Annotated in this window: 23 protein-coding genes; 17 read left to right on the top strand and 6 right to left on the bottom strand. The window is 55.5% G+C overall.

The genetic code is table 11. The annotated features are described in order from the left end of the window. Positions 1–72 precede the first annotated feature (72 nt). Both PO881_RS21380 and PO881_RS21375 read left to right on the top strand, forming a co-directional pair. The gene (locus PO881_RS21380) at positions 73–747 is read left to right on the top strand and encodes an AzlC family ABC transporter permease (protein ID WP_008109202.1); all 675 of its coding nucleotides are present in this window, start codon (positions 73–75) and stop codon (positions 745–747) included. Beyond that, complete coding sequence (locus PO881_RS21375; RefSeq protein ID WP_008109204.1) at positions 737–1,057, top strand: AzlD domain-containing protein; 321 nt, start codon at positions 737–739, stop codon at positions 1,055–1,057. The genes PO881_RS21380 and PO881_RS21375 overlap by 11 nt, the downstream gene beginning before the upstream one ends. Here the strand turns inward: PO881_RS21375 and PO881_RS21370 are convergent. Continuing rightward, positions 1,039–1,581, bottom strand: a complete 543-nt coding sequence (locus tag PO881_RS21370) for a GNAT family N-acetyltransferase (RefSeq protein ID WP_280173293.1) — start codon at positions 1,579–1,581, stop codon at positions 1,039–1,041. The two genes, PO881_RS21375 and PO881_RS21370, sit on opposite strands and share 19 nt — an antisense overlap. 93 nt (positions 1,582–1,674) lie before the next feature. Between PO881_RS21370 and PO881_RS21365 the strand changes: the two genes are divergently transcribed. The 3 genes from PO881_RS21365 to PO881_RS21355 are packed head-to-tail and all read left to right on the top strand — an operon-like array spanning position 1,675 to position 3,896. Further along, positions 1,675–2,145: a GNAT family N-acetyltransferase gene (locus PO881_RS21365; RefSeq protein WP_210080092.1), complete on the top strand. Its 471-nt coding sequence runs from the start codon at positions 1,675–1,677 to the stop codon at positions 2,143–2,145. Between the two features lie 43 nt (positions 2,146–2,188). After that, on the top strand, positions 2,189–3,157 hold the full coding sequence (gene corA, locus PO881_RS21360; RefSeq protein ID WP_101761767.1) for a magnesium/cobalt transporter CorA: 969 nt from the start codon (positions 2,189–2,191) through the stop codon (positions 3,155–3,157). A gap of 49 nt (positions 3,158–3,206) precedes the next feature. Next, positions 3,207–3,896: a DJ-1/PfpI family protein gene (locus PO881_RS21355; protein ID WP_217547720.1), complete on the top strand. Its 690-nt coding sequence runs from the start codon at positions 3,207–3,209 to the stop codon at positions 3,894–3,896. A gap of 42 nt (positions 3,897–3,938) precedes the next feature. Here the strand turns inward: PO881_RS21355 and PO881_RS21350 are convergent, their stop codons facing one another. Next, positions 3,939–4,670, bottom strand: coding sequence for an SDR family oxidoreductase (locus tag PO881_RS21350; protein WP_210080090.1), 732 nt, complete (start codon positions 4,668–4,670; stop codon positions 3,939–3,941). A gap of 159 nt (positions 4,671–4,829) precedes the next feature. Here PO881_RS21350 and PO881_RS21345 point away from each other — a divergent pair, with 159 nt between their 5' ends. Beyond that, positions 4,830–5,762, top strand: a complete 933-nt coding sequence (locus PO881_RS21345) for an AraC family transcriptional regulator (protein WP_280173292.1) — start codon at positions 4,830–4,832, stop codon at positions 5,760–5,762. 1 nt (position 5,763) lies between these two features. Here the strand turns inward: PO881_RS21345 and PO881_RS21340 are convergent, their stop codons facing one another. Together PO881_RS21340 and PO881_RS21335 are read right to left on the bottom strand one after the other, a co-directional pair. After that, complete coding sequence (locus PO881_RS21340) at positions 5,764–5,895, bottom strand: hypothetical protein (protein ID WP_255421535.1); 132 nt, start codon at positions 5,893–5,895, stop codon at positions 5,764–5,766. Positions 5,896–6,099: 204 nt separating this feature from the next. Beyond that, positions 6,100–6,804: an SDR family oxidoreductase gene (locus PO881_RS21335; protein ID WP_110867237.1), complete on the bottom strand. Its 705-nt coding sequence runs from the start codon at positions 6,802–6,804 to the stop codon at positions 6,100–6,102. Positions 6,805–6,909: 105 nt separating this feature from the next. Between PO881_RS21335 and PO881_RS21330 the strand changes: the two genes are divergently transcribed. The 9 genes from PO881_RS21330 to PO881_RS21290 all read left to right on the top strand — a co-directional run bounded on the left by PO881_RS21330 (position 6,910) and on the right by PO881_RS21290 (position 15,085). Next, positions 6,910–7,800 carry a LysR substrate-binding domain-containing protein gene (locus PO881_RS21330; protein ID WP_280173291.1) on the top strand — a complete coding sequence of 297 codons (891 nt, stop codon included), beginning with the start codon at positions 6,910–6,912 and terminating at the stop codon, positions 7,798–7,800. A gap of 249 nt (positions 7,801–8,049) precedes the next feature. Beyond that, complete coding sequence (locus PO881_RS21325) at positions 8,050–9,240, top strand: M20 family metallopeptidase (protein ID WP_280173290.1); 1,191 nt, start codon at positions 8,050–8,052, stop codon at positions 9,238–9,240. A 16-nt stretch (positions 9,241–9,256) separates the two neighbouring features. Beyond that, positions 9,257–10,105 (top strand): transporter substrate-binding domain-containing protein, encoded by an 849-nt coding sequence (locus PO881_RS21320; protein ID WP_176970607.1) that lies wholly within the window; start codon positions 9,257–9,259, stop codon positions 10,103–10,105. 12 nt (positions 10,106–10,117) lie between these two features. Beyond that, positions 10,118–10,837 carry an ABC transporter permease subunit gene (locus tag PO881_RS21315; protein WP_280173289.1) on the top strand — a complete coding sequence of 240 codons (720 nt, stop codon included), beginning with the start codon at positions 10,118–10,120 and terminating at the stop codon, positions 10,835–10,837. 9 nt (positions 10,838–10,846) lie between these two features. Next, positions 10,847–11,533 (top strand): ABC transporter permease subunit, encoded by a 687-nt coding sequence (locus PO881_RS21310; RefSeq protein ID WP_280173288.1) that lies wholly within the window; start codon positions 10,847–10,849, stop codon positions 11,531–11,533. Then, positions 11,530–12,306: an ATP-binding cassette domain-containing protein gene (locus tag PO881_RS21305; RefSeq protein WP_064741357.1), complete on the top strand. Its 777-nt coding sequence runs from the start codon at positions 11,530–11,532 to the stop codon at positions 12,304–12,306. The genes PO881_RS21310 and PO881_RS21305 overlap by 4 nt, the downstream gene beginning before the upstream one ends. A gap of 295 nt (positions 12,307–12,601) precedes the next feature. Further along, positions 12,602–13,909 (top strand): ATP-binding protein, encoded by a 1,308-nt coding sequence (locus tag PO881_RS21300; protein WP_280173287.1) that lies wholly within the window; start codon positions 12,602–12,604, stop codon positions 13,907–13,909. A gap of 4 nt (positions 13,910–13,913) precedes the next feature. Beyond that, positions 13,914–14,525, top strand: coding sequence for a LuxR C-terminal-related transcriptional regulator (locus tag PO881_RS21295; protein WP_210080085.1), 612 nt, complete (start codon positions 13,914–13,916; stop codon positions 14,523–14,525). Positions 14,526–14,611: 86 nt separating this feature from the next. Further along, positions 14,612–15,085 carry a heme-binding protein gene (locus PO881_RS21290; RefSeq protein ID WP_280173286.1) on the top strand — a complete coding sequence of 158 codons (474 nt, stop codon included), beginning with the start codon at positions 14,612–14,614 and terminating at the stop codon, positions 15,083–15,085. Between the two features lie 231 nt (positions 15,086–15,316). On the opposite strand, the gene PO881_RS21285 is transcribed toward PO881_RS21290, so the two are convergent. Beyond that, positions 15,317–15,877 carry a thioredoxin gene (locus PO881_RS21285; protein WP_217547695.1) on the bottom strand — a complete coding sequence of 187 codons (561 nt, stop codon included), beginning with the start codon at positions 15,875–15,877 and terminating at the stop codon, positions 15,317–15,319. Between the two features lie 279 nt (positions 15,878–16,156). Here PO881_RS21285 and PO881_RS21280 point away from each other — a divergent pair, with 279 nt between their 5' ends. Next, positions 16,157–16,426: a hypothetical protein gene (locus PO881_RS21280; RefSeq protein ID WP_101761136.1), complete on the top strand. Its 270-nt coding sequence runs from the start codon at positions 16,157–16,159 to the stop codon at positions 16,424–16,426. Positions 16,427–16,548: 122 nt separating this feature from the next. Then, positions 16,549–17,565 (top strand): NAD(P)-dependent alcohol dehydrogenase, encoded by a 1,017-nt coding sequence (locus PO881_RS21275; RefSeq protein ID WP_008108001.1) that lies wholly within the window; start codon positions 16,549–16,551, stop codon positions 17,563–17,565. An 80-nt stretch (positions 17,566–17,645) separates the two neighbouring features. Here the strand turns inward: PO881_RS21275 and PO881_RS21270 are convergent, their stop codons facing one another. Beyond that, positions 17,646–19,382 (bottom strand): DUF2534 family protein, encoded by a 1,737-nt coding sequence (locus PO881_RS21270; protein ID WP_280173285.1) that lies wholly within the window; start codon positions 19,380–19,382, stop codon positions 17,646–17,648. Positions 19,383–19,414: the final 32 nt, after the last annotated feature.

Genomic DNA, 19,414 nt, shown 5'->3' with positions numbered 1-19,414 from the left:
TGTTCGTCTTGTAAAACGATTCTTGCGCGTTCATTATAACGGCTTTCCTGTTCGATATGAGTTCAAATTGTGATGCGTCTGGGTGCAGTACCGCTTGATCGCGGAGTAATAAAAGCCATTTTCCTGGTTTGTCTTGCCGACGGCATTGTCGGGCTCTCTTACGGTTCGCTGGCGGCAGCGGAAGGGTTTCCGCTGTGGGTGCCGATTGCACTATCAACGCTGGTGCTGGCGGGCGCGTCGGAATTCCTGTTTATCGGCATCGTGGCTGGCGGCGGCAGTCCGTTAACGGCGGCGGCGGCGGGTTTGCTGGTCAACGCGCGTCATCTGCCGTTTGGCATTGCGGTGAAAGATCTGGTTGGTAAAGGCAGCCGCAGTTTGTTGGGATGCCACATCATGAATGATGAAAGCGTAGTGTTTGGTATTTCCCAGCCAAAACTGGCGCAACGTCGTGCCGCGTACTGGATTTGCGGTTTAGGTATTTTCACCATCTGGCCGCTGTCGGTCATTGGCGGTGCGGTGATCGGGCGCTTTATTCCCGACGTCTCGGCCATTGGTCTGGATGCGGTGTTCCCAGCGATCCTGATTGCACTGATATTCCCGGCGCTGCGTCAGCGTCGTACGCTGATCCCCGCTACGCTCGGCACCGCGCTGTCTGTGCTGGCGACACCGTTTGTGCCAGCGGGCATGCCGGTGCTGTTTTCACTGCTGGGATTACTGAGCTGGCGGGAGCGTAAAAATGCAAAATAATCTGATCATTGGCGGCATCGCGCTGCTGGCGGTAGGCACTTATGCGATTCGTTTCGCCGGTTATCGCTTGGGCAGCCGCATGCAGATGTCGGATCGCGCACGCAATATGCTATCCGATGCTGCCACCGTTTTGCTGCTGGCGGTGGCCGTTACCACCGCGCTGTTTGAAGGCACGCATTTCGCCGGCGTGGCGCGCATCGCCGGCGTGCTGTTTGCGGTGTTTTTGGCCTGGCGGCGCACACCGTTAATACTGGTGATTATCGGTGCCGCGCTAATGACCGCGTTGCTACGTTATTTCGGCGTGCCCTGATCGCGCCAGGTTTGCGCGCGTAATTCATATACCAAACTGGCGGGCGCGCCCGGGACATCGTGAACCTGGCCGTAACAGCGCAGTCCCGCCTTTTCCAGTACCTGCTGTGATGCAATATGATCCTGACGCACCGCCGCATCAATAACAGGAAGCTGGCATTCATCGAAGCCATAAGCGATAACCCTTCGTGCAAACTCGGTGGCGAAACCTTTTCCCCACGCCTCTTTCGCCAGACGATAGCCAAGATTGTTTACCGGCTTGCCAGCAAACTCGCGCACCGATAAACCACCAAATCCGATAACCTCATCCGGCTGTTCCCGCAGGCAAATTGCCCAGTTACCAAAGGGAAAGGATTGCCAGTGTGCCAGCCAGCGATTTAACACTTCTTCTGCAAAGGCTAAATCGGGAAACGGAGCCGCCGGATTGAACATATTGGTAGCGGGATCGCCATAGATGGCAAACAGGCGCTGAACATCGGTGGGTTCAACCGGACGAAGAAACAAACGTGATGAAGTGAGTTGCATTGTCGTAACCTTTTGTAGCCGGAACCGGCGTTATCTTCCTGATGAGTTTTGTTACTGTGATACTCCACGGATTACTAGCATAGAGGAAAACGTATGAAACCGCGTTTAGCCCGCTGTGATGAAACGGCCACGTTGTGGCGCATCCGCAACCTTGCCATTCGCCACGGTTGCCGGGGCGTTTATCCCGCTGATGTTATCAGCGCATGGACACCCGATGCGTTACCGTCCGGCTATTTCGAGGCGGTCAGAAGCCATCCGTTTTATGTGGTTGAGGATGCTGAATATGGCGTGGCCGCGACCGGATTTCTCGACTTGCACAACGGCAGCGTTGAAGCGATCTTCACGCTGCCCGCCTGCAACGGCAAAGGTTATGCCAGCGCCATCATGCAGGCAATCATCGACGAAGCGCATCAGCGGGGTTTTGATAAACTGACGCTCGCCGCCACGCCCAACGCGAGCGGCTTTTATCTGCGCCACGGTTTTCGTGTGGTGCGTGAGACGCTTTATCCCTCGGCGCTGGCGCAAGCCGATCTTCCCTGCGTAGAAATGGTACGCGAGCTTTAAGGCTAAAATGAAAAAGAGTGAAAACAACAAGGACGACGCGCATATGGTCATTAACTGCGTGGCGTATCGCCACGGTAAGCGTGAAGAGCATGTCGACATCGCTGATATTAGTGAAGTATTAAAAGAAGAGAAATCCTTCGTCTGGATGGGTTTGTACCAACCCGAACCGGCCTTTATGCAGACGCTGCAGCAGGAGTTCAGCCTGCACGAACTGGCAATAGAAGATGCGCTGGTAGCGCATCAGCGACCAAAGATTGAGCAGTACGGTGATTCGGTATTTATTGTGGTAAAAACCGCGCACATGGACGATTTGCAGCGCATCACCTTCGGCGAAACCCACTTCTTTCTTGGCAAAAACTTCCTGATCACCGTGCGTCACGGATCATCGGAAGGTTATGCCGACATCCGCACCAAAGCCGAAAAGAACCACGCATTACTGTGTGAAGGTCCGGGTTATGCGCTCTATTGCATCCTCGATTTCATCGTCGATAACTACAGCAAAATCACCGAATCACTTAACGATCGCATTGGCGGGCTGGAACAGGGCATGTTCACCACGCGTTTTGACAGCGACGCGCTGCAAAACGTTTATCATCTGCGCCGTGAACTGCTGGCGCTACGCAATGCGGCGCTGCCGGTGACGGAAATCTGCCAGCAGCTGGTGCGCTTCCACGAAGATATCATCCCGAAAAATCTGCGCGCCTATCTGCGTGACGTACAGGACCACGCGCATCACGTGATGATTGATGCGGAAGACATGCGCGAAATGCTCACCAGCGCGATGCAGGTGAATCTGGCGCTGGTGTCGGTGCAGCAAAGCGAAGTAAACAAAAAGCTCGCCGGTTGGGGGGCGATCCTGATTGTGCCCACCATCATTTTCAGTATGTACGGCATGAACTTCCCCGATATGCCGGAGTTGCACACGCACTTTGGCTATCCCGCCGTGGTGGGCATTACTGTTGTTATCTGCTGCGTGATGTGGTGGCGGCTGAAAAAGGCCGGTTGGCTTTAACCGCTGAATGCCTGCATTTTTTACCACTTCCTGCGATCTGGAGCGAAAGATGTCCTTTAATATTGGTCTGCTGCTGTTCCCCAACCTCACGCAACTCGATCTCACCGGTCCGTGGGAAGTGTTTGCCCGCATGCCCAACGCTAACAATTATCTGATTTGGAAAGATCGCCAGCCGGTGATGTCGGATCGCGGTCTGGCGATCGTACCCACCGTGACCTTTACCGATTGCCCGCAACTCGACTTGATCTGCATTCCCGGCGGTCCCGGACAAATTGCGCTGATGGACGATGACGAAACGCTGGATTTTGTCCGTCGTATGGCGGAGAACGCCAAGTGGATAACTTCAGTGTGTACCGGTTCGCTGGTGTTAGGTGCTGCGGGATTGTTGCAGGGATATCGCGCGACGTCGCATTGGGGTTCGCTTGATCAGCTGAGCTTGCTCGGTGCCACGCCGGTAGCCGAACGCGTGGTGCGCGATCGCAACCGCATCACTGGCGCGGGCGTCACCTCGGGCATTGATTTTGCGTTAACCGTAGCGGAAGAGCTGCTTGGACGTGAAATCGCAGAAAATATCCAGCTGCAGATGGAGTACGATCCGGCGCCGCCATTCCATTCAGGTTCACCGCGCAGCGCCTCGCCGCAACGTTTGGCCGAGGCAAAAAGCCAGATGCAGGATTTTATTGCTCGCCGACGTGCGGCGACAGAAAGTGCCGCTGCACGGCTCAAGCGCGAGGAGTGAAAGCTGGCGATTTCAGCCTGAAATCGCCACGGTTGTTACTGCTTAATGTGCGCTGGCAGTAGGGCGCACGGTGATTTCACTGGTATCCACTTCGCCAGGTTGATCGATGGCCCAACTCACCGCGTTGGCAATCGCTGCTGGCTGGAGCGCGATCTGGCGATAGCTTTTCATCGCTTCACGCGCGGTGCTATCGGTGATGCTATCCGCCAGTTCAGATTCGACTACGCCGGGATTGATCACCGTAACCCGCAGATGTTGCGACTCCTGACGCAGGCCATCGGAAATCGCGCGTACGGCGAATTTAGTGGCGCAGTAAACGGCGGCGGTCGGCGAAACGGTTAGCGCGCCAACCGAGGCGATATTAATAATGTGACCAAACTGCTGCGCCTGCATGGTCGGCAGCACCGCCGCAATGCCATACAGCACGCCGCGAACATTGACGTCGAGCATCAAGTCCCATTCATCGACTTTCATTGAACTCATGGGTGACAGCGGCATGACGCCGGCATTGTTGATCATCACATCAATACGGCCATATTTTTCCCGCGCAAAATCGGCCAGCTGCTGGATATCAGCGCGTTGGGTGACGTCGGTAGCGAGATAATCCACGTTCGCGCCGCCAAAGCGCAGCGCTTCACTTAACGCTTGCAGACGATCGGTGCGGCGCGCGCCAAGCACCAGTTGATGACCTTGCTGCGCCAGATGACGTGCAATACCTTCGCCTATGCCGCTGCTGGCACCTGTCAAAATAATCACTTTCTTCGCTGTGTTCATGATGCATTCCTCGTTGAATTGACGAGGCTATTGTTGATAAATCACGCAATGCGCAACAGACCGGATTGTGGCGCATCTTTGCCTGATCCTCTCGCGTGCATTGTGCAAACAGCAGCTTGATGGCTATGCTTTGCCTGAATATCTCAGTGGAAATTATTTATGTCGCAATCCGTGCAACAGCGCACCTGCGCTTTACTCAGCCAGCTGGCGCGTCAGGAAGGCTATACCGAATCACTGCTTGATAGCGTGCGCTTTATGCGTGCCGATCGGCAGTGGGCGCGTACGCCGGTACTGTATGAGCCGAGCATCATTATTATTTGCCAGGGATCGAAGCGAGCTTTCCTCGCCGACAAGATGTATCGCTATGATGCGCAGCACTATCTGGTGTTGTCAGTGCCGCTGCCGTTTTCTGCCGAGACGGAAGCCACATCAGAAGAGCCGCTGCTGGGCATCGCGATTCGTCTGGATGTTGCCATGGTGGCGCGGCTGGTGGCGCAGCTGGCCAGCAGTGAATCGGCGGTAACCGCTGCGCCGGCGGGCATCATCTCCACACCAATCAATAAAATCCTGGCGGAGAGCACACTGCGTTTACTGGAAGCGTTGAGCGATCCGCTTGAAGCCAAAGTGTTGGGGCCCGCGCGGGTCGAAGAGATCTGTTTTCGCGTATTAATGGGCGAGCAGGGTGGCGCGGTGCGTTCAGCGTTAACTTATCAAGGCCATTTTGGTCGTATCGCGCGGGCTCTGCAGCGCATCCATGCCGACTGGCGTCAGCCGCTGGATGTACCGCATCTGGCGAATGAAGCCGGGATGAGCGTGCCGCGCTTCCATCTGCATTTCAAAACGGTGACGCAAACCTCGCCGATTCAATATCTAAAATCGCTGCGATTGCATCAGGCGCGTCTGATGATGATCCGCGACAATCTTACCGCCGCAGGTGCCGCAGCGCGCGTCGGCTATGAAAGTGATTCGCAGTTTAATCGTGAGTTCAAAAGGCTGTTTGGTCGTAGTCCGGCAGAAGAGGCGCGGGAGATGAAGCGGGCGTTTGAGTTGTTACCGCCGGAGCAGCTGTCCGGCCGATTACAGGCGCATTAGCTTAGCGAATGCTCATGATGGCGACGACCATCAAAATCCAGAATACCGCGCAGCCGGTAAACATCATTTGCCAAACTACACGGCGTTCGACTGTCAGAAAAGAAGAGAAACGTGAACGTAAAATCGATTGCATAGCGACCTCAAATCAGAATTTAAGAAGAAAGTTTGTTGGCTGAAGTAAGAAATCCCTGTCAGCGAATCAGACTATTCTGTCTTTTATCTGGTAATGAAATCGACGAGACCGGTCTTGTTTTTGGTCTGGAATGTAAACCATAAATAAAATAAAAGCCGCACAGGGCGCTGATCCCTGAGCGGCTGAACACTACGCATTTACTCGCTAAACGTTGCGCGTCACGCCACCATCAACACGAATATTCTGAGCGGTAATATAGGCTGCGCCAGGCGAAGCCAGGAAGGCGATGGTCGCCGCCACTTCTTCAGACGTACCGTAACGCTGTAATGGCACGCTATCCCGACGTTCATCGGTTTTCGGCAAGCTGTCGATCCAGCCGGGCAGCACATTGTTGATGCGGATGTTATCGGCCGCGTAGGCATCAGCAAAGATTTTGGTGAAGGATGCCAGGCCGGCGCGGAACACCGCTGAGGTCGGGAACATATCGGTTGGCTCAAACGTCCACGCGGAGGAGATGTTGATAATGCTGCCGCCGCCTTGTTTCTGCATAATTGGCGTGACCAGACGCGTGGCGCGTACCACATTTAAAAAATAGGTTTCCATGCCAAGCTGCCACTGCTCGTCGGTTAACGCCAAAATCGGCGCGCGCGGACCATGACCGGCGCTGTTCACCAGCACATCTATTCGGCCCCAGCGCGCCAGCGTTTGATCCACCAGCTTCTGCAGATCCGCTACCGACTGATTAGAACCGGTCACGCCCAAACCGCCCAGACGCTCCGCCAGCGCTTCACCTTTGCCGGAGGAGGAGAGGATTGCCACTTTATAGCCATCGCTTGCCAGTTTCTCAGCTGCTGCTGCTCCCATTCCGCTGCCACCGGCGACGATTATTGCAACTTTTTCTACTGTCATCATTGATCATCCTGTTAATTAAAAATCGATTAAAACCAGTATAAAAGGTAATTTTGGCAGCAGAGAGTCAGTCTGTTTGCCAATTGACGATAGGAAAACTACAGGATGAGTCAGGGATTCAGCGAACTACCGCCGCTCAATGCGTTGAAAGTGTTTGAAGCGGTGACGCGCCATCTTAACTTTCGCCTGGCGGCGGAAGAGTTAGGCGTCACACAGGGCGCGGTGGCGCAGCAAATTCGTGCTCTGGAAGCCAGCCTTGGACTGAAATTGTTTGATCGATTGCCGCGCACGCTGGCGCTGACCGGCGCGGGTGCGGGCTATGCGGTCAGCATTCGTCAGGCATTTGAATTGATCGATGAAGCCACGCGCACGCTGCGGCCAGAACCGAATCGCTTAACGCTGAGCGTTACACCTACCTTTGCCAGCCGCTGGATGCTGCCGCGTTTACCGGGCTTTACCACCGCATGGCCGGATATCGATCTGCGCGTGATGGCTTCTGAGCGGCTGGTGCAGTTTCATCATGAAGGCGTCGATTTAGCGGTGCGTTATGGCAGGCCACCGTTTGGCGCAGGTCTTGATGCCACTTTGCTGTTTAGCCAAACGGTATTAGCGGTGGTGAGTCCTATGCTGTTAGCTGAGCTTGGCGATCCGGCAGCAAGCGACAACTGTCAGCGCTACGCCTTGTTGCACGATGGTCACCATCTGTGGCCAGCATTTCTCGCGTTTACCTTCCCGAATTTATCGCTGCATCATCAGCATCACCTGCGTTTCAATCAAACCGCGCTGGCGCTGGAAGCGGCGATCAGCGGGCAGGGCATTGCGCTCACCAGCCCGCATTTCGTGCAGAACGATCTCGCCAGCGGACGGTTGGTGCCCGCGTTTACGCAGCAAATGACCCTGGATGCCGGTTGGTATCTGGTGTGGCCGCGTCGTCCGCGCCAGCAGGCGCCGGTGATGGCGGTGCGCGATTGGCTTTTAGCGCAGGTTAGCGGCTGATATTTGTTCAATAACGAAATCAGTAAAACTGATGATCCACGCAGGATCATGAATGTTATAACTGCTTAATGATGCAGACATGGGGTTTTATCCTGTCAAGGCAGTGAATTAGCAAAATATCGCGAAAATTCAGCAAGTAAAGCAACGGATTGCGCGTTGCATTCTGCCGGGGGGTGTGAATAAATACGGAGTCAATTTTAATAAAAATGCCATAAAGGCCAGGTTTACGCCTGAAAAAGATCTTTGCATATGACCGATTATAAAGATGTTTTAGCCAGGGACATCAGCGCCAAAAGTGAAAGCATGCAGGCGCATCTCATCGCCATCCGCCGTGATATACACGCGCATCCGGAGCTGGGTTTCGACACCGTCCGCACTGCACACATCGTTGAGCAGGAACTGCTGCGCCTGGGTCTGACGCCGCAAACCGGCGTTGGCAGAAGTGGCGTGATGGTTGATATTGTCGGCGCGCATCCCGGTAAAACCGTGCTGTTACGCGCGGATATGGATGCGTTGCCAATCCACGAACAAACCGGCTTACCTTTCAGCAGCCAATATCCCGGCAAAATGCACGCCTGCGGTCACGATATTCACACCGCGACGATGCTCGGCGTGGCGGCGTTAGTGCCGCACTATCGCGCGCAGCTGCATGGCACGTTACGTTTGATTTTCCAGCCAGCAGAAGAGACGCCCGATAGCGGGGCCGAAGCGATGATCGCTGATGGCGCGGCAGATGGCGTCGATCTGGCCATCACGCTGCATAACAAACCGGAACTGGCCGCTGGTGAAATCGGCTTAACGCGCGGCGCCAGCACCGCTTCCAGCGATGAGTTTGATGTGGTAGTGCACGGTAAATCAACGCACGCGGCCCGTCCGCACATGGGAACCGATCCGATCATTGCTGCAGTCAATCTGGTGAGCCAGCTGCAAACCATTATTTCGCGCGAACTCGATCCCGCCAATTCAGCGGTGCTGACCATCGGCCATATTCATGGCGGCACCACTCACAATATTATTTCCGATAGCTGCCTGATTCAGGGCACAGTGCGCGCCAAATCACCGGCGGCGCGTGCGCACATTGAAGAGGCGTTCAAACGTATCTGCGCGGGCGTCGCGCTGTCGCTGAATGTGCGCGTTGAGGTCAATTATCAGCGCGGTGTACCGCCGTTGATGAACGACGATGCGTTGATTGATGTGCTGGAACCGATTTTGTCGCACCAGTTTGGTAAAGCGATCATCGCCAAACCGAGCGCCAGCTTTGGTGCCGAAGATTTCTCGCTGTTTACCGAGCGCGCGCCAGGTTGCCAGATCCACATTGGATCCGGTGCACCGGGACGCGACGACCATCTGCACAATTCGGATTACCAACCCGACGAGCGCAGTATCCATGCCGGCACGCAGGCATTAGCCCGTTTAGCCATTGATTTACTCTCAAAATAACGAACTTCGAGGTTTTATGATGATGCGTAAAGGACTGTTTACCGCTTCTGTGGGCATGCTGCTGCTTGCCTCTTCCGCTCTGGTGCAGGCAAAAGATTTTGGCACGCTGAAATTCGCCACCGAAGCCGCTTATCCGCCATTTAACCAATCTACGCCGAATGGCAAAATCGTCGGTTATGAGCCGGATATGGTGGCTGAAATCGCTAAACGAGCCGGTTTCAAATACGAAATCGTGGCACAGAAATGGTCCGGTATGATTCCGGGTTTAGTCGACGGCAAATATGACGCGGTAATCGATGCCGTGACCGTCACGCCGAAGCGTGAAGAAGTGGTAGATTTCTCCCGCCAGTACACCGTCAGTGTTTCAGGTTTCGTCACCCTGAAGGGCAGCGCGGTTGATACCTTGCCAGGCAATGGCGAAGTGGTGCTGGCGGATGACGAAGCCGCGATGACCAAATCTATTGATGCGCTGAAAGCCAAATTCAAAGGCAAAACCATTGCGGTGCAGGTTGCTACCATTCAGGCGGACTTCCTCAACAAATATCTGGCGGATGTAGCAACCATTCGCACGTATCAGGCTGGCCCGGAAACCTTCGCCGATCTGCTGAATGGCCGCGTTGACGCGGTAATGGCATCACGCACTAACCTGAATGCCTATGTGAAAAAGCATGCGGATACGGTGAACAGCACTGGTTACGGTTTCTCGGGCGGCGTGTTGGGCCAGGGTTCCGCTATCGCGATTCAGAAAAACAATCCGGAGCTGAAAGCGGCGCTGGATTCGGCGTTAAATTCCATGATCAAAGATGGCACGCTGAAGCAGCTGTCTGAAAAATGGTTCGGCGAAAACGTCGCACCTAAAGAGTAATTCCAGGCGCTTATGGCTATTGATTGGCAAATCTTAGGTTTTGGTGACGAAGGTTGGGGCGGCGTGTTGCTTAACGCCGCCACGGTGACCGTCACCGTTTCTTTATGTGCATGGCTGTTGGGCGCAATCCTTGGCAGCCTGCTGTGCTGGATGCAGATTGGTGGCGGGCGCTGGCAGCAGCGGCTCGCCAACGGCTACATCACGCTGTTTCGTGGTGTGCCGGAGCTGCTGGTGATCTACCTGTTCTATTTTGGTGGACGTCAGGTGGTGTCGTTTGTCGGGGAAAGTCTCGGCTTGCAAGGTCCGTTCGACGTGAACGGCTTTGTCGCCGGCGCGATTGCCATTGGCCTGATCTCCGGCGCATATCAAAGTAGCGTGTTCCGCGGTGCATTTTACGCGATCCCGAAAGGTACGCTGGAAGCCGCAACGGTTACGGGCATGGGCCGTTTGATGCTGTTCCGCCGCATGATCGTGCCACAGGCGCTGAAAACCGCGCTGCCGGGCATGGGCAATCAGTGGCAATCGGTGATCAAGGAGTCGGCGCTGGTTTCGGTCACTGGTTTGGTGGAAACCATGAACCAGATCTCCACTGCCTCCAACTCGACGCAAATGCCGTTCTTCTTCTACAGCGTTGGTGCGGTGATCTATTTGATGATCACCACCTGTTCCGATTTTGTTTTCCGCTATGTGGAAAAAGTGGCCATGCGCGGGCAACAACGCGCGCGGTTGTAAGGAGCCACGATGGATGTCACTTTCCTGCAGCACACCTCAGCTGCACTGCTGCGCGGCCTGCCGCTGACGCTGAATCTGGCGCTGCTGTCACTGTTGGGCGGCGGCGTATTGGCGCTGCTGCTCAATCTGCTGCGGCAGAACCGCTTTGGTAGCTACGTTACGCGCTTTTATGTCTGGGTGTTTCGCGGCACGCCGCTGCTGATTCAGATCTTCATGATCTATTACGGCCTCGGCAGCTTGCCAGCGGTGCGCGAAAGCGTGCTGTGGCCGCTGCTGCGCGATCCTTATTGGTGCGGTTTGATTGCATTAATTCTTAACGATGCGGCTTACACCTCGGAGATTCTACGCGGCGGGCTAAACGCAGTGAGCGTGCAGTCGCTGGAAGCCGCCAAAGTGAGCGGTATGTCGCGCTTCACCACGCTGCGCCGCATTACGCTGCCGCTGGCGGTGCGTCAGGCATTACCGGCTTACAGCAATGAAATTATCTCGATGATCAAATCGACCTCGCTGGTCAGCACCATCAGTTTGATGGAAATGACCGGCATCGCTGATTCAATCGTCTCTGAGACCTTCCGCGCGCTGGAGGTGTTTATCAGCGCGGCGATTATCTATCTGCTACTGACCGTGCTGGTGAGTAAAGCGGTGGCGCTGCTGGAGCGCCGTTTGTCCCCTTATCACGTTGGAGCACGTCCATGAGTAAACCCACTATCGCCCTGAGTCATCTCAGAAAAAGTTATAGCGGGCACGAAGTGCTGCACGATATCAGCCTGACGGCCCAGGATGGCGACGTGATTTCGCTGATTGGTGCCAGCGGATCGGGCAAAAGTACCTTATTGCGCTGCATTCCGTTTTTGGAAGTGCCGCAGGGCGGGGAAATCGCGGTGGGTGACGAAGTGGTCACTATCGATAATCCCGATGAGAAGCTGAGCCGCGAGCAGCAGCGCCGTATCAAGCTGATGCGTATGCAGCTCGGTTTTGTCTTCCAGGGTTTCAACCTGTGGCCACACAAAACCGTGCTGCAGAACATCATCGAAGCGCCAATTCATGTGCAGAAGCGCAGCAGTAAAGAGGCGATTGAAGAGGCCGAAGCGCTGCTGCAAAAAGTGGGATTGTACGAGAAACGTAACGCGTGGCCATCGCAGCTTTCGGGTGGTCAGCAACAGCGCGTGGCGATTGCCCGTGCGCTGGCGCAGCAGCCGAAAGCCATTCTGTTTGATGAGCCGACCTCTGCGCTTGATCCTGAGCTGGTAGGCGAAGTGTTGCGCGTGATTCGTAGCCTGGCGGAAGAGGGGCGCACCATGATCATCGTCACACACGAAATGGGCTTTGCACGCGATGTCTCGAACAAAGCGGTGTTCCTGCATCAGGGCAAGATTGAGGAAGCCGGTTCGCCGCAGCAGGTGTTCAGCGATCCCCTTTCCGCGCGCTGTCGCGCATTTGTGAGTAGTCACTTACAGCGCAATAGTTAACAACAGTTTCATTTCCCTTCGCACCAGCAACGAGAGTGAGCTGGTGCATTTCTTCTGCGTCTCATGTTTTACCTAAATTTCTTCCCAATTGCAGCCATTGCTCTAGCAACGGGTGGTCCGGATAGCAGCAACCACGCGCCAGGCACACTTCTGAAAACACGCGACGACCGGGAAAAGTCGTTGAATCCCTCTACGGCGCGGGTTAAAACGTTTGACTTTAGTCAGGCCTCCTTTACTGGAGTACTTCTTTACTGCATAACCACGGAACTCTATGCCGCACACTTACCGACCATGGATGAAAAGGTATTGGCTGGTCTGGCTGCTGTTAACGCTGATTACCTTGATAGCGTTATTTACCGATCAAATTTTGCAGCAGCAGCGTGTCGGCGAGGCGCGATTTAACCAGCAGTTTAACCGTCTCGCCGCCTATCAAACGCAGAATGAAACGCTGTTGCCGCTGCTGAATGGCGATGAGGAACTCGCCTCTTTGCAGAGCAAATTCCCCCAGCTTGTCCTGTTGGAACACACCGTAAATCGTCCGTTAACCGCGCCGCGTTTTGAAGAAGTGAGCGGTGGTCGCTATTGGCTCTACAATCCTTACCGCCAGATTCGCATGCTGATCGATTTGCATTTTGCCCTGCAAACCTCGGATGTGGCGCTGGCGCTGGCTTTTCATATCCACGCACCGCCCGCCATGCAAACGGTGAACTATTCGGACACCGCGCGCTGGCAATGGCAGCGGCCGTTCATCAATCACTATCAGCCATTCTTGCTGAAAGGCAGCGCGAATCCCGACTGGCGTGCGCTGCATGCGTTGCCATTTATGCTGGCGCTGCTGGCATGGCTGGTAATTGGCGGTTTAGGCTGGTGGCTGCTGCGTCACTGGCGTCAGCACGTGGAGATGCGCCTGCGCGCGGACTATTTCCAGCGGACGCGACGTGAAGCATTGGGCGAGTTTACCGCTGGCATCATTCATGAAATTAATCAGCCGCTGACAGCCATCAACACCTGGCTGCACAGCAGTGAGCTGCTGCTGAAACAGGGCAAGTACGAGAATCTGCCGCAGGCGCTCAACGCGATGAACCTGCAAACCGAGCGCCTCGCGGCGTTGCTGCAACGCTTTCGCGACATCGTGAGCGAACGTCCGGTGGCGATGACCGCCGTGAATCCGGAAGCCATCTGGCGGCGCGTGACGGTGCTGCTGCAACAGGAACTGGATGACGGCGATGTCACGCTGCGTCAGCAGTGGCAGCACGGTCAGGCAAAAGTATTGAGCGATCCCCAATGGCTGGAACAGGTGTTCCATAACCTGTTGCAGAACGCCATTCACATGCAGCAAGGACGTCCCGATGCATGGGTGAACATGGCATCTGAACCTATTCCTCACGGCATCAAAATCATCATTAGCGATAATGGTCCCGGCTTCTCGGCGGAAGGATTAGCGCAGGCTTGCATGCCGTTTTACAGCTCGCGCGCTAACAGCATGGGATTAGGCATGACGCTGGTCGAGAGTTTGATGTTACGCATGAACGGCCAGCTGCGGCTGGCAAATCGCGCTGCAGGCGGCGCGGAGATTACCTTAATTTTCCAACTGGCGGAGTAACGGAATGGTCGCAAAGGTTTGGTTAGTGGATGATGATTTATCCGTGCGAGAATCGCTCGGTTTTCTGCTTAAGACGCTGGATTACGACGTGGCCGATTTCGCCGATTTGGCCACATTTGAAGCGGCTACGCAGGCGCAGCAACCGCTGCGCGGCTGTTTGCTGTTGGATGTGCGCATGCCGGGCATCAGTGGCCTGAGCTGGCTGGCGGAGCAGGGCGATCGCCATCCGCTGCTTCCGGTGATCATCATGACCGGTCACGGCACAATTGATGCCTGTCGCCGCGCATTTCGTCAGGGCGCTTTTGAGTTTTACACCAAGCCGCTGGAGATAGAACCGCTATTGGAGACCATTCATCTGGCATTCAGCGAAAGTGAGCAGCGTGCCGATCGCTGGCAGTCGCAGCAGGGTTTGCAGGCGCGGTTTGCGCTGTTATCGGCGCGTGAAAGTGAAGTGATGCAGTTGATGATTGCCGGGCAAACCAGCAAAGAGATCGCGCGTGATTTATCGCTATCACCGCGCACCGTGGAAGCGCATCGCGCGGCGGTGTTTGCCAAGCTGGAACTCAATAATCTCGCGCAGTTGATTCACGCCTGGCAGCAGCTGAACCAGGTATAACTACCAGGCCGAACGGGTAATCGCCCGCATATTTCTTTTGCCCGCCGCGCTTTACAGTGTCACTCACTATTAAACAGGAGTGACACATGAACATCCGCCTTTCTCTGATTGCCGCTGCGGCGGCCCTGGTATCCTTCGGCAGCCACGCTGCATTAACCGAATCCAACCTGTCCCTGACTGACGCACAGAAGCTGGCGAGCGCCGCGGTTCAATCGTGTGCGGCGAAAAACTACAACGTCACGGTGACCGTGGTGGATCGTGCTGGTTTGGTGAAAGCGGTGCAGCGCATGGATAACGCCGGTCCGCACACCGTTGAAGCCAGCCAGATGAAAGCCTACACCGCGCTGAGCACCAAAAACCCAAGCGGTAAAGTGATGGAAGCCGCACAGAATAATGCTGGTGCGCAGAACATGCGTGATATTCCAGGTTTCCTGCTGCTGGCGGGCGGTGTGCCGGTGAAAAGCGGCGATCAGGTGATTGGCGCAATCGGCATCGGCGGCGCACCGGGCGGCCATCTGGATGAAGCCTGCGCGGTGGATGCGTTGAAAGTCATTCAGTAATACGCACCAGGTCGTCATTGATGGCGACCTGGTTAGTTACGGCGCGACAGTGCAAAACAGACTAGCGGCATCGGCGAGTTAACAGCAGCAGTTCGACAAGCAACCGTGCCCGACCGCGTGCCTGTGACAGCATAATTAGACAGATAGCGATTGTCGGCGTTGAGGCAAGTAGTGCTAGCGAAAATCTATTGCGAAATCATACTAAAGGCCCGCCGCAACGGGCCAAAGGCGTTAAGCGAGGATGCGTTCAGCCCAGGATTCAATCTCGTCGCCGCTGCCGATATCCAGCTGCACCAAACCGTTGGTGATGAAGGTTGGTGAAACGTGGATACCGTTTTGCCGCGAGTATTTGCTGTGCCATTTGATCTCATTCTGCAGCTCGGCACGCAGAAAAGGTTCGCGCGCGTTAACGCCGCTGTATTGCTCCAGACGATCGAGAATCTGATTCGGCGTGGCATCCATATTCGGGCCGTGGCTATGATCGGTAAACTCGAACTCTTCACGATGATCCGCCACCGCTTGCAGCACCTTTTTGGCGGCTGCTTTGCCCTCCGGCAAGGTTGAGGCGGCAAGGATGTAGCGCACAATCACGCCGGAATACATATGCCACGGCTGTGATTGCAAACGAATTTTTAATGTCATCTTCTCTTCGCCCACCCGTTGCAGCAACGCGTCCAGCTTGTTGAATGCGCGCACGGAGAACGGGCAGGTGGGTTCCAGAAATACCTCAAACACTTTCGGGCCGTGGCCCCAAACCAGCGGATCGGCGTGTAATGCGGTGGATTGGCTCATGGTCATTCCCTGTTGCAGCGATAAAGTTGTCTTACTTTGGCAAAGCGCGGCGCGAACAGCCAGCATGGGCTTGTGCTTTTTTGTTACAAAGCCATTCGATCGCTGCAAATGTGGCGAAAGGAAAATCGTTTTATAGATCCGCGAGCTACAAGAAACTCAGCCTGCAACCGTCTTGCACAGAAAATAAGCGGCTATAGTTAATCCTGTTTCAATCTTCTTACTTGTAGCATTTTTGATTCATTTGCCTGGAGCCAAACGTTAAGAGCATCGAGGTTCAATGTGTTTGCCAATCTCTCCTGGAAAATCATTCATCAGGTTCTTAATGAAACCATTGCCGAGTTAATGGATGAACACCAAACGCTGGACGTTCCCACTTTGCGCGAGCGGCTGCTGGAGATGGCGGAAAGCGAATCCGATGAACTTATGGTGTTGTGTTACTGGCAAGCGAGCAAAGTGCTGACGCGCTTGCCGCCCACGGTGACCGCCAGCCAACTGATTGAAGAGGCGCGCGTCGCGTACCGCACGCCGCTTAATCACGATCCGCTTTAACCCTTGATGCTTTTCAGCGTTTTAATCGCGTTAAAGCGGCTAAGTGACGGATTAATGGTCAAGAGCGGGAAACACGCTCTGCTAGACTTGCCCTGTCAAAAACGTGGATACAGAGGACAGTAATGAAAATCAAAAGTTATGCCGCCTTGAACGCGGGTGAAGCGCTGGTGCCTCATGAGTATGAAGCCGGTGAACTGGCTGCTGAAGAGGTGCAGGTTGAGGTCGATTACTGCGGTGTTTGTCACTCAGATTTGTCGATGATTGATAACGAGTGGGGCATCTCCTCGTTCCCGGTGATTGCCGGCCACGAAGTGATTGGTCGCATCAGCGCGTTAGGGGATGCGGCGCAGAATAAAGGCTTGAAAGTGGGCCAGCGCGTGGGCATCGGCTGGACGGCGAAAAGCTGCCAGCACTGTAATGCCTGTATCAATGGCGAGCACGTTAACTGTGAGAACGGTTCGGTGCCAACCATCATGAACAAAGGCGGTTTTGCCAGCCATCTGCGCGCCGACTGGCAATGGGTGATCCCGCTGCCAGAAGCGATGGATTACACCTCGGCGGGTCCGCTGCTATGTGGCGGCATCACCGTGTTCAAACCGCTGTTGATGCATCATGTCACCGCTACCAGCCGCGTCGGCGTGATCGGCATCGGCGGCCTGGGCCACATGGCGATTAAATTGCTGCGTGCAATGGGTGCGGAAGTGACGGCATTCAGCTCCAACGCCAGCAAAACCGAGTCAATTAAAGCGATGGGTGCGGACCGCGTGGTGAACAGCCGCGACCCGCAGGCGCTGAATGCGCTGGCCGGTCAGTTTGATTTGATCATCAGCACGGTAGCGGTGGATCTCGACTGGGCGCCGTACTTCCAGGCGCTGGCCCCGCACGGTAAATTCCACACCGTCGGCGCAGTGATGAAGCCGTTCGAAGTGCCAGCGTTCAGCCTGATTATGGGCGATCGCGCGGTGACCGGTTCCTCTACCGGTTCGCCAGGCCAGCTGCGTTCACTGATGAAACTGGCGTCGCGTGCGGATATCGCACCGCAGGTGGAAGAGTTCCCGATGTCTAAAATCAATGAAGCGCTGGATCACGTACGCGCGGGCAAAGCCAATTACCGCGTAGTGTTGAAAGCCGATTTTTAAATCTCAATGACCAGATCGCCATAAATGGCGATCTCAGGCCGTACGGTGCGCATTCCTGCGCACCGTTAAACTCCACGCACTTATCCCCGATCATCCTTTTCGCCGAGGAAGAAATACCACAGCGGAATCGACGTCAGCGCGGTAAATACCGTGGTGTACAACGCAATCATAAAGCCCTGCGTGATGTACATGGTCAGCGACCAATGGCTGAACGGAATGCCATATTGATCGATAACGCCGCCGATAATCGCATTGCTCATCACCGTGCCGACAATCAGCGCCAGGATAAACAAACCGCGCAGGAAGTAGCGCATCTCTTTACGCTTCACGGCAAATCGCGCGCGAATAATGCCCAGCGGAGATTGCTGTGAAGCCAACAGCGCGGCTTCATCGAGCGGTGCGCGTTGCTGTTTGCGCCAGCGCAGAATGTCCAGCAGCAGGAACGCCAGCAAACTCGCGCCCATCACCGGCAGCGCATAACCCAGCGCCAGCGCCACCATTAACCAGGCGACTTTGGCGTAATGCGGTAACGCCATCCAGGTTTCGGTTAGGGTCTGTGCCGGATTCGCGTCGACATCTTTTGGCCGACGAATCCACCACATGCGATATCCGAACACGATCATGCTGCATAAACCCAGGCCAAAGAACGCCAGCAGCAGCTGATTGGGTAAACCAAACAGCACGCCCATATGCGCATCAACGCCCCAGCGCGTCAGCTTCGCCACCAGCGGGAAACGGGCAAAGTAGACGTGATCCACCACGCTAAAATCCTGCGGATTCACCGACACCGCATCAACTCGCGTAGGCCAGCTGCGATCGATCTCCGTCACCGCCCACGCGTTATCTGCGCTTTTCGGCTGACGCAGTTCGAGCTTCGCCGCGCTCAGTCCATCCTGACGCGCCGCATTCAGCACGCGATCCCAGTCGGCATCAGCGGCGTTATTGCGCGCCGGTTTGGCGGGCGCTGCCGTTGGTTTGGTCATCGACGACATCGGCATACTCATGCCCGGCATATCCCTATCCGGCATGTGATCGGCGTGCGGATTGGCCGGTGCAGCAGGCGCATCGCTGTTGAGCGAAGTATTCACCTGTGGCGTCAGCCAGTTCAGTTCGGTACGCATGCGATCGATATTACCGCCCGCCCACTGCGACCACGTCAGGCCGGTCACCGAGAAGAACACCAAACCGATCGCCAGCGTCAGACCGAGCGTAATGTGCCAGTGGCGGCTGAAGGCGAAACCGCTTCGCGGTTGCTTCAGCTTACGTTTCGGACGCGTTCCCAGCCACAGCACCACGCCGCCGAGAGCGGCCACCCACAGCCAGGACGCCGCCAGTTCGCTGTAGTTACGACCGAAATCGCCAAGCAGCAGGCTGCTGTGCAGTAAGTCGATGGTGGTGCGCAGCGGCAACACACCGCTGGTGCCGTAAACCGGCATATCGCCTTTCACTTTCAGGCTGTAGGGATCGATAAACACCGCGCGAGACAGTGATGCACCGAGCGTGGCGTCGCTGAACTGCACGCGCGTGGTATCCGTTGTGCCCGGCGCAGGACGCACCGCGTAGATGTGCTGATTTTCGCCCGCATAGGCACGGGCCGCGCTGATTTGTGCCGACAGCGGCTGCGCGTTGCCTTGAGGTTCAGCGGTTAGCGCATCGGCATAAATCAGGTTTTCCAGCTGGGGCGTCAACACATAAAGCGTGCCGCTGAGCGCCGCAACAAAGATGAACGGGGCGACAAACAGACCAATATAAAAATGTAAGCGACGTAGCAAATTAAGCACCGCGCCGCGCGGTGCTGCAGAGTGAGCAGCAGACAAAGCCGTCTTCCTTCCAAAAAGAAATTGTCTTA

This window comes from Pantoea sp. SS70, assembly GCF_029866845.1.
GTDB classification, from domain to species: domain Bacteria; phylum Pseudomonadota; class Gammaproteobacteria; order Enterobacterales; family Enterobacteriaceae; genus Pantoea; species Pantoea leporis.
This window is presented reverse-complemented; position numbering and strand designations above follow the sequence as displayed.